This window comes from Flavobacterium sp., from assembly GCF_965657075.1.
In the GTDB taxonomy this organism is placed as follows: Bacteria; Bacteroidota; Bacteroidia; order Flavobacteriales; family Flavobacteriaceae; genus Flavobacterium.
On the sequence record NZ_CBFHMV010000010.1, the window covers coordinates 40,942 to 55,752 of the forward strand.

At 28.0% G+C, this 14,811-nt stretch carries 11 protein-coding genes; all 11 read right to left on the bottom strand.

The window, feature by feature from the left end:
- Nucleotide 1: 1 nt before the first annotated feature.
- Complete coding sequence (locus ACTF56_RS07760; protein ID WP_438966342.1) at nt 2-340, bottom strand: STAS-like domain-containing protein; 339 nt, start codon at nt 338-340, stop codon at nt 2-4.
- Nucleotides 341-379: 39 nt separating this feature from the next.
- Nucleotides 380-1,228 carry a hypothetical protein gene (locus ACTF56_RS07765; RefSeq protein WP_438966343.1) on the bottom strand — a complete coding sequence of 283 codons (849 nt, stop codon included), beginning with the start codon at nt 1,226-1,228 and terminating at the stop codon, nt 380-382.
- Between the two features lie 4 nt (nt 1,229-1,232).
- Nucleotides 1,233-2,138, bottom strand: coding sequence for a DUF5655 domain-containing protein (locus tag ACTF56_RS07770; RefSeq protein WP_438966344.1), 906 nt, complete (start codon nt 2,136-2,138; stop codon nt 1,233-1,235).
- Between the two features lie 8 nt (nt 2,139-2,146).
- Nucleotides 2,147-5,404, bottom strand: coding sequence for a DEAD/DEAH box helicase family protein (locus tag ACTF56_RS07775; protein WP_438966345.1), 3,258 nt, complete (start codon nt 5,402-5,404; stop codon nt 2,147-2,149).
- 1 nt (nt 5,405) lies between these two features.
- Nucleotides 5,406-6,674: a restriction endonuclease subunit S gene (locus ACTF56_RS07780; RefSeq protein ID WP_438966346.1), complete on the bottom strand. Its 1,269-nt coding sequence runs from the start codon at nt 6,672-6,674 to the stop codon at nt 5,406-5,408.
- A complete protein-coding gene (locus ACTF56_RS07785; RefSeq protein ID WP_438966347.1) occupies nt 6,671-8,755 on the bottom strand; it encodes an HsdM family class I SAM-dependent methyltransferase in 2,085 nt (694 codons plus the stop codon). The genes ACTF56_RS07780 and ACTF56_RS07785 overlap by 4 nt, the downstream gene beginning before the upstream one ends.
- Before the next feature lie 234 nt (nt 8,756-8,989).
- Entirely contained in the window at nt 8,990-11,074 is a 2,085-nt protein-coding gene (locus ACTF56_RS07790) for an AAA family ATPase (RefSeq protein ID WP_438966348.1), read from the bottom strand.
- A 28-nt stretch (nt 11,075-11,102) separates the two neighbouring features.
- A complete protein-coding gene (locus ACTF56_RS07795; RefSeq protein ID WP_438966349.1) occupies nt 11,103-11,378 on the bottom strand; it encodes a helix-turn-helix domain-containing protein in 276 nt (91 codons plus the stop codon).
- Complete coding sequence (locus ACTF56_RS07800) at nt 11,378-11,659, bottom strand: helix-turn-helix domain-containing protein (protein WP_438966350.1); 282 nt, start codon at nt 11,657-11,659, stop codon at nt 11,378-11,380. Before ACTF56_RS07800 ends, ACTF56_RS07795 begins: the two co-directional genes overlap by 1 nt.
- A 100-nt stretch (nt 11,660-11,759) precedes the next feature.
- Nucleotides 11,760-13,019: a hypothetical protein gene (locus ACTF56_RS07805; RefSeq protein WP_438966351.1), complete on the bottom strand. Its 1,260-nt coding sequence runs from the start codon at nt 13,017-13,019 to the stop codon at nt 11,760-11,762.
- Between the two features lie 38 nt (nt 13,020-13,057).
- Nucleotides 13,058-14,359 carry a phage integrase SAM-like domain-containing protein gene (locus ACTF56_RS07810; protein WP_438966352.1) on the bottom strand — a complete coding sequence of 434 codons (1,302 nt, stop codon included), beginning with the start codon at nt 14,357-14,359 and terminating at the stop codon, nt 13,058-13,060.
- Between the last annotated feature and the right edge of the window lie 452 nt (nt 14,360-14,811).

Here is a 14,811-nt window from a genome sequence, read left to right on the forward strand (position 1 = left end):
ATTAATTAAATAAATCAGAGATTATCTCATTATTTAATTTCGATAATTCAGGTTTTGTTGCTAAATCTATTGCTGATTGAACTTTTTCAATTGCAATTTCATTACCTGATAAGCCCATTAATTTTATTTTAGAAGGAGAATAACTAGGAAAGTCAGCATATAACTTACCAATAGAAGCATTACAGAAACCAGATGTAACATTAGATATACCTGTAAAGTCTAAGATAACATCTTCATTTCTTGTTGCATAAGGTAATATTTCATTATATACATTTATACCAAAAGCTTGTATAATTGCATTGGAAGTTCCAATTATATTTATAATAGAAATATTTTTCATAATGTAAATTTATCAAAAAGTGTGCAAATGTACAATTATTTATAGATATTTAAATATTAAATTAACAGTTACACCTTTAATATTATTTTCTAATTTATGATAATTAATTGATTTGTTTTGAAATTCCCAATAACAATCATCAGAAATAATATGTAAAGAACCACCATTTTTTAAACAATAAAGAATAATACCTTTTAATCCATTACCACCTTTAGCATCTACCTTTGTACTATTACCTTTAACAGCCCAATCAATAGCTCTTCTTGCAATTTTAATTTTTTCTGTATCTTTTGTATATTCAGCTATTTTCTTTAAAAAACCATCGCCGTAATCAATTAAAGTAAACTTTAATTCATTATTTGTTGGGAAAAGTTGACCACAGGCAAATATTGGAGTTTCTGTATTTGAATGAATGCCTACATTATCAAAAACTTCAAAATAATTACTTTTTAATCTACTTTTATCATCATATTTAACACGGTCTAAACCACGATGTTTTAATAATGTATTTTCTATATATGAAGAAAAACCATCTACATCATCAATTTTAAAGGCTTTTAAAGGTATTGTACTATCTTTATGGTCGTAAGGTTTAAAATGTTCTTTACTTTCTACTATGTGATAAGCGAAACCATTTCTATTTAATACTTCTAAATGTCCTTTTAATGTAGAATAATCAATAAAAAATTTTAAGTTATTTTTCTTTTTCAATAAATGACAAAACAAGAAAAGATTTGCAGATAAATTCGCATCAATCCATTCTAGATTTGTAATATCTAAATTAAACCAACAATTATTATTATTTTTAGCGTAGTTGTAAAAGTCTAATAATTTTTGATATCCTGATTTATTGGTTTCAATTTTACCTGATAAAGAATATCCAATCATAATATTACTTAATTACTTGTTTTATCAAACTCATAATATATTCTAAATCATTATCGTTTTCTATTTGTATTTGAAAATCGCCATTTCCTCTATGACCTATATTAGAAACGTCTTTAGCTAACCCTTTTGGGTCGTCAAGTGTACCTATTTTGGCATTTATGAATATTTTTAAGGATTTCTTTTGTATTTCTATATCAGATATATTACCACCTTTTTTAAAAGCAATATAGAATTTTTGAGGTAGTATTTCAATACTGTCTGCTAAATTAAGTATTGCAGTTTTGAACTTTTCATATAATTCTATTGTAGCATCTGAACCATTATTGTAATGGTCTTCTTCCGTATATACTTTTATATTTTCTTTTACTTCTTTTAATTTTTCGCTATTTTCTAATAGTGGCTTTATACTTTCAGCTCCCTTACTTTTCTTAATACTATTGATACTAATAATATTATTTTCAAATTGTTTTACTTCCCATAATTCTATGCCGAAATCTTTGAAATCACTAGCAGATATTTGGTTTTCTGTGAAACTAGGAGAAACAAAAGCTACTCTTGATTGTGTCCAATCTACATCTTTACTGTGTAAAGTATCCTGTAATGTTTCATTATAAGTTAAAATAAATTCAGCTTTATTTTGTAACATAAGGTTTAAATATGTCAAACCTTGATCTACAACACTATAATTCTTATCTCTTTTATATTCTATAATAATGAAAGCGTTAGATTGTTTGTCAAAAGCCAAACTATCAATACGTTTGTTTTTAATTGTAAATTCTGATTTTACTAATTGTAAACCCATTATACTATGAAGATTATTTTCAAAAATATTTTGAATTTCTCTCTCCAATTTAAAAGGTTTCTCTTTTACTTGTAAAAGCTTATTTGAGTTGTTATTGTATAAAATCATATTTATTATTAATTTAAATTTCTTTCGAAATCATCGCATAATTGGTTTAAAATATCTTTTGTTTCTCTTTTGAAAAACTCTCCTAAATCCTTATTCATTATAGTATATTTTCTATACAATTTGTTGAAGTCGGTGTATATTTCATCTTGTGAGAATGCTGAACCGTCGTCTTTGATTTTTGCAATTAATCTTTTACCCATTTCATCACCTTTGATGAAAGTAAAAAAAGCATCAATCTTATTTTCAAAATCTTCAATTAATTCTGCAATTGCTTCTTCCTCTTGATTGCGTTTCTCGATAACTTTTAGAATATTGTATTTATATTTATTATCATCTGAACCGTTTGGAACTCCTTTAACTTTGCTTTTCTCTTTAATCTTATAATCTTGTGGTGCAACAATGCCAATTTTATTATCAAAGTATATTTCTACATCATCAATATCATCTTGGCCTTTGTTAATTTGTCCATAAATGATGCTGAACTTTCGCCAAAACTGTAAAAATAATTCTTCGCTATATTTTTTATCTATTTCAATAACAAATTCTATAAGATTTAATATTTTAAAATAGTCATTTATAATTTGCTTTAATTTCTTTGCTTCTTTCTTTGATGACATTATAAACCTTGTAAAGTCATTATCTATAGCTAGAATAATATTTATATCCTCATTAGATGTATTGTATTCTTGAAAGGCTTTAAAATGCGTTTTAAATAAATCGTGGTCTTTAAGTTCTTTCAAATAAATATCTAATCTTTCCTCGTCTCCTAATGGGTCAAAGTCCGAAACTACAACATTACTGAAATGCTCAAAAGCTTGTTTTATATTCTTAACATTTACATTTTTATATGAAAAATCAATTATCTTACAATCGTTCTTATATTTTGTTGTTCTATTAACTCTTGATATTGTTTGAATAGCATTAATACCTCTAATTTCTTTGTCTAAAAATAATGTATGTAGTTTAGGTTCATCAAATCCTGTTTGAAGTTTATCTACAACTATTATTAAACCGTTCTTAGCTAATTTAAAATTTTGTAAAACTTGCTTTTCGTTTATACCATCGTTAACACTATTACTACTTGGCTGGTCTTGACTATCTGAATAAACAATATAAATTGGAGCTTCTTTAAATCTTTCGTATTTTTTTTGCTCTACTAAATCTTTAAAATGCTTATCAATTAATCTTTTGTATTTGATTGCATTTGGTATTGATGAAACTGCCAACATAGCTTTTGCAGTTCCTCTAATATTATGATAAACCGTAGTTACTAATCTTTCTGAAATGAATTTTGATATAGCTTCAATTCTTTCCTTATTAGCATATATTTTCTTTTTACGAATAGCGTATTTTTTACCTTCTTCATCAATGCCGGTATCTGTATCGTCTGGAATTTCTTCATAACCGTAATCATCTTCAAATCCTTCTAAATCATTATCAGGTATTTCAAATTGCATTTTAGAAGAAACAGGAACTATACCTCTAATTGGATTTAAAATAAAACCATCTTCAATGGCTTCTTTCATTGTATAACTATCGAAAGGTATCCAAATTTTTTCTGCTTCTGCATATTTGTTAAACTCTCCAAAACGAGCTAAAGTAATATCGCTTGGTGTAGCGGTAAAACCAATGATTAAATTCTTCTTATGAACCGTATTTGTGTAAACTTTGCTATTATCAAAACCACTTTGCAATTCATCGAAAACACTTATCATTTCTTCGTTTTGTGAACCACTATTACTTCTGTGAATTTCATCAATTAAGAACGCAACTCTCAATTTAGACAACTTAGAAGTTACTTCATTATCAAGTATTTCTTTTATTGCTCCAAACTTTTGAATATTAACAACAATTACTCTCTTATCACTACTTAATGCAGTCATAAAACTTTTCTTGTCTGAAGCTTCCAAAAACATTCCTTTTTGAATGTTCATATTGTGTAACATACTGTCTAATTGGTCTCGCAATTGTAACCTATCAACAACTAACATTACTTTATCGTAGATGTAATTTCCATCTTTGCGTAAATCTTTTAATTGTAATGCTGTCCAACCAATGATATTACTTTTACCAAAACCTGCTGCATATTGAAGTAATAAAGAATATACATTTTTATTGTTTTGATATTTTAACCTTTTTGCAATTAGTTCTTTTATTTGGGTTTCTCCAATACCTTTTGCTTTTAATTCTTTTTCTAATTTATTGATGAAGTAATCAGGTTCGTTCTCGTGTTCTAGAAACTCATTTATTTTTGCAATAACCTTATCTGCACCAAATTTTTGTTTAGGTCTTGGGCTGATTAATCTACCATCATTATGCTTGTACTCTTTTGTCTTACTACCTTCTTTTTTAATTAATTCACGTTCAATAAAGTTATAATAGAGTATTTCTTTTTCTATCATTTTTTTATCATACAACGCTTTGAAAACCTCTTCAAATTTTAAGTTTTTATCAGCATCCTTGTTAATTAGAGGATATGGCTTAAAATCTTTAAATACCTTTTTCTCATATTCGTCAAAATCGTATTCACCCGAAACTACTGTATTTTTTATTTCATCAAAATGATTGGAAATACTTCTGATAATATAGGTTTCATTAATATCTGTAGAAGTTATATGAATTGCTTTTTCGAATATTTTTAAAAAGTCTTTTCTAATGGTTTGAGATAGATCATTACCATCAGCAATTTTTAGATATTCTTGTACTGCTGTTTGATAATCCATAGCAACTTTCTTTCTGCCATTCTTTTTAGCATTTTGATTATTCCAATTACTTTTTAACTCACTATATCCTAAAAATATACCATTAAGAAAAAATGATAAATCTGGGCGAAAAGAAAAGTATTGTTTGCCTTGATATTTGAAAGTATAAGGTAGCTCCTGAACAATAGAGAATATGTTTTCTTCAAACAATTTATCTTCGTGAGTTTCGCTACCACTAGGATAGAATAAATGAAACTTTAACCCTTCAAACGTAACTGATTTGTTAGTGTTTATAAACAGAGCCATATTCATAGATGATTTTACTTTTTCATCTAAAAATAATGTAAAAGCTGCCATTAACTCTTTATCACTATTAAACTTTTTAGAAAGTTTTTTATAGTTGTCCTTGTTTAATGAAGTTTCTGAAAGAAACTGTTTCAAATCTTCATTTATAAAAAAATGACTTGAAACAGTATTTGCTTTAGCTTCTTTGTATTGTAAACCGTCTGGACGCTCACAAAAAAAGTTTACTAAATATTTATCTTGTAAATCTAACTCATTCATATTAGTCTTGTGTTACTTTAATTTTACCTGTAACAACATCATTAATTAATGTTTTACGAAGCTCTTTTAATGTTATAATCTGAGTATTAATATTTTCTACAATTTTATCAGTGGTTTGCGTTTTTATGTCTAAATACTTTGCAATTTCTGTTTGTTCTTTTAGTGGTGGAAAAGCAATATTAATAACTGCCATTTCGTTATTCATAATTTTTGCACCGTTAGTGTCAATCCTTTTATTGTGAGTAGCGCTTTCTTGCAAAGCATAAACAACATAATCTAAATCTAAGTTCTTTCTCTTTGGTATCAGAGTACCGCAGACATTTGTACAATTAAATTTACCACTACGTCTGAATACTGTTCCTGCATTTGCACCATCAGTTGTCCAAGTTAATAAATCATTATTAAAGTCATATGTTTCAATATAACCTAAACAACCATTATTTTCAGTTTGAGAGGAATACACAGGATATTTACCTTCCTCTACTAATAACTCTTGACCAATAACACGACCTCTACCAATATTAAATAAATCTTTTATTCTTTCTATTTTCCAATGTTCTGGAATATCATTAATGTAATTGATGTCACTGTTCTTAAATATTACATTTTTATTTAACCCTTTGCAAACTGCTTTGTTGATTATACTTTTACGGTACTCTTTATAACAATTAGCTTTTTGAATTAATAGGTTTATTTTTTTATCAATTGCTTGAGTTTTATTTTCTATAAAACTTACTATGGTATTTTGTGTATTAAAATCAGGGATTACAACAGGAATATTTATTGCTTGTCCCATATTTAGAGCTTCCTTTGATGTACCAGCTTGTATTAAATTTATATATTCTTTTACTACATTTGATTTAATATAATATGCAATAAAAGGAACATATTTTTCTTTAACACGTAAATAAATAATATGTTGATTAATATTTGCTATTTCAATGTTTTTAGGAACTACGCAACTTCTTCCAATAGATGCACCAGTAATATTAATTAAAATGTCATTCTGTTTTAATTGAGAACTCTTCATTTTATTATTAGTTTCTTCATCTATAAAAGAAACATCATCTAATCTCAAACCATCGTCGTAAACGTTTTGGCTTCTTATTAATGGAACACCAACATCAACATATACTTCACTTCCACCTTTTGGAGTGACACCACTTCCAATTTTATTAATAATATCTTTAACTCTTTTAAGTTCCCAATTTTGTGGAATTTCCCCTAACCAATCAATGTCTGAAGGTTTGTATTTTTCATACTTTATCATATTGCTAATTCTTTTTCAAGGTTAGCTAAATCTAATTCTAATTGTTTTAAATCGGCAGTTATTTTAATTGTATCTCTTAATTTTTCTGGAATGTAAAATACTTTGTTAAAATTAATTTCTACGCCAATTGTATTATCTAAATACTCAAAAGGTTTGGTGATGTATTTAGCCATAAAAGCTGCAATTTGCTTTTGGTTTTCTTCTTCAATAGGATTGAAAGGAATTATTTCATAGTCTTTTTGAAGGTCTTTTGTTATTTCGGCTGTAACTAAAATATGCTCTTCTTTAGTTGTTGTTTTTTTCTTGTAAGTAGATTTAATAACTATTTTACCATTACCTAAATAGCTTTCTTTTTGGTCTTTATCTTTTACTACAATGGTTTCTTTATTGTTATCATAATGAAATGAATTACCTTGTTTGTCAATTAAAACAAATGCATCATCTTTATACTCAAAATCGTTTACAAACGACTTAAAATAACCCTCATAATAATTGGCTAAACTGGAATAGTTTTTATTCTCAAACTTTGTGATTACCATTTCATTAATGGCTTTCATACCATTTTCTTTAAAGCTGTCTAAAATAGCTATTGATTTAGGTTCTAGCTTTATGCTTTTTTCTTCTTTAACATCACCGTTTCTATCAACTTTATTAGGCATTTCTACAGATTTACCATCAACATCTACATTAGTAAGTATTATTGATTGCTTATTGAAATAAAAGTGCCATTTATCAAATATTTTGCAATATTCGTTGTTCTTAAATTCAGTAAATGCTTTAACAATTTCAATTCTATTATCTTCACTCATTTGCTTTCTCTTTTTACCTTTACTTTTCTTTAAAGGCACAAATAAATTGGCAGCATTAATAAGCATCACTTTGTCTTTTCTATTTGATGGTTTATTTTTATTAAATATCCATAAATAAGTATAAATACCTGTATTAAAAAATTCATCAGTAGGCATTTGAATTATTGCTTCAACCCAATCATTATCAAGAAAATGTTTTCTAATGGCGCTTTCGCCACTACCAGCATCACCGCTAAATAATGTTGAACCATTGTGAACTACAACTGCTAAACCATCATCAGCCAATTGGTATAAAATGTGTTGAGTAAATAAAAATTGACCATCAGAAATTGAAGGTAAGGCAACAAACCTTTCGGTAGTATCATTTACAATATCTTTTTGATACCCTTTCCAATCAACACCATAAGGTGGATTTGCTACAATTACATCAAATTTCTTTTCTATAAACTTGATTTCTGTTAATGTATTTCCGTGTTCAATTTGAGAACCAACTCTAAATCTACTTTCGATTTTTGCTAAAGCATATAAACTATCGTTCCAGTCTTCACCGTATGTAGCTGTTGGTCTCTTAAAGTTTTCTTTGATTTTATCTTCAACCCCAAATAATAAGTTTCCTCCGCCACACGTTGGATCGTATATTGTTAAAAACTTCTCATTATCTTCAATTTTAGATGCAATAATATCTGTAATTAAAGAAATAATATCATCAGGTGTATATTGCTCTCCTGCTGTTTCTGCTGAAATGTCAGCCCATTTTCTTTTAATGTGTTCTTCTAAAGTAGTAATCTCGGAATTGTTGTATGGTGTTAAATCAATTTCACTCCAAGCTTGTACTGTTTCAAATAAAATTCTTTTCTTTTTTAACAATCCACTAATACCCGAAATATCCAAAAACTTTTCTTCTTCTGTTCCTTTGTCAACTCCTAGTAAATACTTTGTTTCTGGGTCAAATGCTTTTAAATAAGCGTGAAAATCAACATCAAAAGTTTTGTCATTTTTACAAATGTCTTTGAGTGTTTTGTTTTTTCTAATCACAAAATCATTATATCCTAATCCTTCTAATTGGAACATGTCAATAAAATCTTCAATTTCAATATCTCCGATTTCCTCTTTTAATCTTTTGGCTTCTCTTACTAATCTACTCTCAACCATTAAAAGAGCAAAGAAAGGCATCATGTATTTTGGGAAGTCACTTTGTTTTATTCCAGATGCTATAAGTAAATCGGCTGTTTTCCAAACGTCTTTTTCGTATTGTAGTATATTGATGCTCATTTTGTGAAATTAAATTTAAAGGGTTAAATGTAGGAATAAAATAAGAATTTATTCCAATTTAGTTAGTGGTATCAAGTATCAAGGTATCAAAACACTAGTATAAATGATACTTTGATACCTGATACTAAATGTTTTATTGTGTAGTTTTTTGAATATTTATTGTGGTATCAAAGTATCATTATATCAAAATGTATAGGCTCTTGATACCAGTGATACTTGATACTAAAAATTAAATTATTCCTCATCGTTATCGCTTTCATCTTCATTGTTTATGGAGTTATTATTTTTCAACCTGTAAACACCATTACATTTTTCAATTATATCAAACTTAATAAGATTTGCATGTGCTCTTTTTGCAGTAGGAATACTTTTGCCTGTGATTTGACAATATTGTTTCACAAAATTACCTGTTGATACCACACCGTTGCCAAAAATAGTATTTGCGATTTCTTCTAATTCATTATACTTTTCCTCTTTCTGTTTGAAGTCTGGCTGTGTTCCTAAATCGGCTGTTGGTATTAATCTTCCTGTATTAGAAAATAAAAATGTTTCTTCGGAAAAATTAAGCTCTAACGAATTTTGTTTATACTCTTTCGGACAATAATTTCCTTTGACAACAGTAAAATATCTAATATTGTTTTCTCCCTCTGATAATTGAATTGCTAAACGAACTTTTTGAACTAAACCCGCACCGCCTTGTATGTGTTCTTGTCCTGGTGCAACTCTATATGCTCCCTTATTGATATGATGAACAAACAGAATTAAGCAATTGTGCTGCTTTGCAATTTTGTCAAAAGATTTTACAGTGTTTCGCATTGCCATATTATTATTGGTATCACCACCTTTAAAAATATCGCCAAAACTATCAACTACAACTAAATCGGCTGGTTCTTCGGTTAAAGCGTTTTCAAGTTGAGTTAAAATTTCTTCTTGTTCCATTGTATCGGCAAACATAAAACGCAAATTTTCTTTTGCTTTTTCTCCTAAACCATTAACTTGCTTACTTAATAAAAATCGTGTTGCTTCTAAATTATCTTCAGTAGCTATATAAATTGATTTATTGTGAATTGGGTTTATTTCAAAGCCAATAAATTCCTTAATTCCTAATGCTACTTGAATACAAAGTTGTCTTGCAAATTGGCTTTTTCCTGTGTCTGGTTTTCCTGCAATCACTGCTGAACCTTTTTGTGGAAATATAGGTTCAATAAGGTAACGAGTTTCTACATCACCCATTTCCATTAACTCAACTGCATTATACATTACTTTTTCATCTTCAGTTGCTTCTGCAATTGGTTTATTCAAAGCTTCTTGAAGCTTCATTCTAAACGTTTCTATTGTTCCATTTTGTGCAAAATAGTCTGATACATCTTTTCCATTATTTGGAATTTTTGGAAGTTCCATTCTGTGAATTTGATATTTTGATGCAAGTAACTGAGATTGTTTTATACCTGTTGCATCATTATCATATAATACTACTACATTTTTAAAGCGTTTTTTTAATTCTTGTGCCGTTTCGTCTAGTAAGTTTGATGTTTCACTATTTAAAGTTATTGCATTAAATCCGTTCGAAACCAAACATAAAACATCTTTTTCGCCACCTGTTATAAATACTAAATCGTCTTTTACTGGCAAGTGCTTCCAGCCAAAAATATAATTAGCTTCTTTAATTCCTAAAAATTGAAATTTATATTTTTTTTCATCAAATGGTTTGTAAATTTTAGACCAATCGCCATTATCATATGCATACATTAATTTGCCTCCGAAAGCTTTTATCTCATAAGGTTTGCCTTCTTTGTTGAATGATGAATAACACTCTAATGCTACTACATTAAATTTATCTAATGTTTCTTTATTGATTTTGAATTTTTCCCAAAATGCCCAATCATGAGTATTATAGTTGCGTTTTGTTATAGAGAAACGTTTGGCAGGTTTCATTTTATCAAAATCATCAATTACCTTTTCTAGTGTAATTGGTTTTGGTTGTGTTGTAGTAGAAGTATTAGTATTACTATCTAAAAACAAATTCATATCCGCATTAATTGTACTTAATGCTTCTGGAAAAGAAAGGTTTTTAAGTTTCATAACTAAATCAAAACAACTACCATCATCGCCAGTTGCAAAGTCTTTGTATCTCCATTCTCCTGAACCCATTGCAGGAAATATATTAAATGATGGTGTTTCTTGTTTGTCAGCTAAGAACGGATTACTGATGTTTTTGGCTGCAATTAATCTATTCTCTTTGTGGTACGGCAATAAGTAGTGATTTAAAATATCATAACTATTAACCTTTGCCAAAATGTTTTCTTTTGTGATGTTCATTTTGAAAAGTATTATTTGTTAGAAATAGTTATTTTTTGAAAGGTCTATAATGTTTATCAAGCATCAAATTGATATCTTCAATTTTATAAACTATCTTATTATTTATTTGACTGTAAGCAATTAACCCTTGTTTTCTCCAATTATCAGCAGTATTAGGACTAATTCTGAAAAGTCTTTGAAATTCATCGTTATCAATAATTACCTTATTAAAAAGGTTCTCTTGTCTTTTTGATACAATTGTCGTTAATTCCTCTAAACGTTTTTCGATGTTGTTTAGAGTATTTTTGAAAGGTTCGTTCATCATTAAACTTTTTTAGAGTTAATACTGATTAACGCCTGTTCAATCTCGGAACGCTTATATCTTATAAGATTTCCAAGTCTGTAAGGATTTAATATTTTCTTTTTATTCCAATCTGAAAGTGTCACTAAAGATACTTTTAGTATCTCTGCGACTTCAAGTCGAGTTAGGTACTCTGGTGGGTTGATTGGTTGGAAGTTTTGAGCTAAAGATTTAATTTCTGCTCTTACATCTACAAGGATGCTTTCTTTGAACTCTTCTGGAGTAATTCCAAATACCTGTGTCATTTTACTTTGTTCCATTTTTTTAACTTTTTTATCGTTATTGTTGGCACAAAGTAAAATCAGGTATGGTAGAGCAAACGTACCGAAAGGTACTCGAACGGTGTTAGCTTACTTCAATAATACTAGGTATATTAAAACCGTTTTCGTTGAATTTTCTATCGGTTTCTTGTCCTTTTTCGCTTTCTAAATTTAAGTATTTAGATAATGTACTTTCTGTTGTATCAACATCAAAAGTATTTTTTACTTGTTTAGCAAATTGAGTGTAATTAATATCTCTATTAATTCTTTTTGGAGCGTCAATATATCCAAGTTCAGTTAGTTTTCCGATTATAAAACCAAGTTGGGAAGGTTTGCCAATCCATTTTATTTTATCGGTTGTTTCTGTTTGATTTTCAATATTTTTTGAAGCTGTACTTTTTTTACTTTCTAAAAATGAAATCATTTTTTGAGCTTCTAATCCAGCAGCATAATAATAGAAATCTGATTGTATATCAAAAATGTATTCATAATCATTTGGACTATCAGCATATCCATTATAATATCTTTTAAGCCAATGTATTAAATCTTCATTTTTGAAATTTGGAAATTCTTCTACTGTAGAATTATATTTTTTCAACCATTTTTCAATTATTTTTTCATCGTAATGCGAAAATTCTGTTTTCTTAATAGTATCAATAGCAAAATTTAAATAATCATCTTTTTTATCTGTACTTAGTAATAATAAATTTTCTAATATTTCATTTTCAAAATATGGCACGTAATGAGTAATAGTTTCATAAATCAAACTAAAGCAAGTTTCTTTTATTGCTCTTTCATTGCTAATTTCCTTGCAAAAAACCTTTAGATATTCATCTTTAAATGGCTTATTAATATTGGTGCTTTCTTTCACTATTGGAGTTGGTATTGGCTTGTTTTCATTGCAAAATTTTATTACTTCTGTAGCGAATAATTTTCCGAAATACTGCATAAAATCATTTTGAATCATAAATAAATCATGATTATCAAAACCATTATCTAATGCCTCACTTTTTTTACTATTACCCTCTAATGCAATGTAAATAGGCTCTTTACCTATATTGCCATTTACAACTTTATCTAAAGTTATATTATAAGCTGTAAGCCATTTATTTAAGTCTTTTTCATCAAAATTGATTTTTTGAGTATATGTTTTTATTTCATTTGCTACATAATTCAAAAACTCTACTTTCTTATCAGTTTCATAATTTAAACAGTTCAAAAGGATTTCTGATTTTAATTGTGGTAAATAATGTTTTAAATCAACCAAAATTGAATAAGCCGAGAAACCCTCCCAAATTTGTCTATTAAGAAGCTCGCAGTATTTATCTAAATATTCTCTAACCATAGTACAAAAAGTAAGGTCTAAATATATTAAAATTTATCTTACTTAACTACTTTCAACTTTTTCTCTTCAATTTCTTGCTCTTCATTTTGCTTGTTCCAGTAGTCTTTTAGTTTTTCGGCTTTCTCAGTATTAGTAATTTTAATGTATTTTAAAAATTGGGTTTCTGTTTGATGTCCTGTAATTCCCATAATAGTTAAATTATCTAGTTTGCCATATAAGTTTGTAGCAAAACTTCTTCTACAAATGTGTGATGTAACTAATTCCCATTTATAATATACACCGTCTTCTTTACGCTTTGTATCTTTATTGATTTTAGAGCCTTGTACTTTTTCTGTAAAACCTGCAACCTCGCATAAATCTTTTACATGCTCGTTAAACTTCTGGTCTGAAATAGTTCTCGGAAATCCGTTTCTTTTTTCCAAAATTGCTTTTACTTGCTTGTGAAGTGGAATAGTAACTGTTTGCCCTGTTTTTTGTGTTTCAATTTCAATATATCCGTTTTTGATATTAGTATCTTTCAATCTTAAAAAATCAGATATTCTCAACCCTGTGCGTAATCCAATAATAAATAAATCTCTTGTGTTTTCTAATCTTTCAACTCCTTTAAAGTCGTGATTGAATATTTTATTAATTTCATCATCATTCAAATAAATACTATCAGCTGTAATTTTAGGAACAAAAAAGTTAGGATGCTCGATGTGTGCATGTACCGGTAAGCCTTTTAATTTTGCATCTCTGGCAATGGTTTTTAATGTACCAATATAATTTCCAATAGTACCTAAATTTATCTTTTGTTCTTGTGATAAGAAGTTTACAAACCTATCGTAAAAGGTCAAATCTAAATCAGTAAATTTTAGCTTCGTTTTAAAGCGTTTCTCGTACTCTTCTAGCTTTCTTTGAGTTGTATTATACTTTGTGATAGTTCCTTTTGCTATCGCCTTATTTTTGCCCTTTATTATCCTTGTTGGAGCATTTTTAATAAAAGTTTCCATAAACGGAATAAAAAATACTTCATCAATAGCGGTTTCGTCAACAGGTCTATTAAAAAACTTTGCAATCTTTTTTCTTAACCAGTGCTTATCTATAAACTCGCCTTTACTATTATCAGAATTAAACTCATCAAATATAAATTTTTCAAGCTCTGAAAGTTTGTTATTAATATCATCTTTAGAAGTATCATCAGCAGTTAGCTTTACTTTTTGTTTAGCTGCACTCCATCTTTTAGGTTCTACTTTTAAATCTGTTGTTGCTGTTAAATCACATTTTCTGCCATTTTTGAAACGCAATAAAATATTTGTTGTATTTTTTTCGCCTTTAATTAAGTAGTTAATTGTTGCCATTGGTACGGAAGTATTATGTTTTTCAATGGTTTAAAGATACAAAATTATCCCCACAATATCCCCACATTGACTATTTTTTTATATAATTTACTTAATTTTATTTAACTGCAAAAACAACAAAAACCCTTATTTTATAGGGTTTTACAAAGGTTTTAATAAAGTGAGTTATGTATAAATAAAGTGGGTGTTTGTTCCTCTTTCTCCGCTGAAAAAATCCTAAATGGTATCAAAACCCTGTAAATCTTATGATTTACAGGGTTTTTTCTTTTGCAGACATACCAAATTATTCATTCAATCTTATACTAATCGAGATAAAATCGAGACCCTATAAAATTCAAAAATTAGGGTCTCGCTAAATTCTCGAAAGCATTGCAAATAGGCAGTTTAATGACTTGTTCAATAGCTTGTTCATTTATCAAACATCTTGTTTGTTGTAAAATTTAAATTTAACT

Coding starts and splice junctions, on each gene's coding strand:
- ACTF56_RS07795 (WP_438966349.1), bottom strand. CDS start 11,378: ATGATGAACGAACCTTTCAAAAATACTCTAAACAACATCGAAAAACGT.
- ACTF56_RS07780 (WP_438966346.1), bottom strand. CDS start 6,674: ATGATAAAGTATGAAAAATACAAACCTTCAGACATTGATTGGTTAGGG.
- ACTF56_RS07765 (WP_438966343.1), bottom strand. CDS start 1,228: ATGATTGGATATTCTTTATCAGGTAAAATTGAAACCAATAAATCAGGA.
- ACTF56_RS07810 (WP_438966352.1), bottom strand. CDS start 14,359: ATGGCAACAATTAACTACTTAATTAAAGGCGAAAAAAATACAACAAAT.
- ACTF56_RS07775 (WP_438966345.1), bottom strand. CDS start 5,404: ATGAATGAGTTAGATTTACAAGATAAATATTTAGTAAACTTTTTTTGT.
- ACTF56_RS07760 (WP_438966342.1), bottom strand. CDS start 340: ATGAAAAATATTTCTATTATAAATATAATTGGAACTTCCAATGCAATT.
- ACTF56_RS07790 (WP_438966348.1), bottom strand. CDS start 11,074: ATGAACATCACAAAAGAAAACATTTTGGCAAAGGTTAATAGTTATGAT.
- ACTF56_RS07800 (WP_438966350.1), bottom strand. CDS start 11,659: ATGACACAGGTATTTGGAATTACTCCAGAAGAGTTCAAAGAAAGCATC.
- ACTF56_RS07785 (WP_438966347.1), bottom strand. CDS start 8,755: ATGAGCATCAATATACTACAATACGAAAAAGACGTTTGGAAAACAGCC.
- ACTF56_RS07770 (WP_438966344.1), bottom strand. CDS start 2,138: ATGATTTTATACAATAACAACTCAAATAAGCTTTTACAAGTAAAAGAG.
- ACTF56_RS07805 (WP_438966351.1), bottom strand. CDS start 13,019: ATGGTTAGAGAATATTTAGATAAATACTGCGAGCTTCTTAATAGACAA.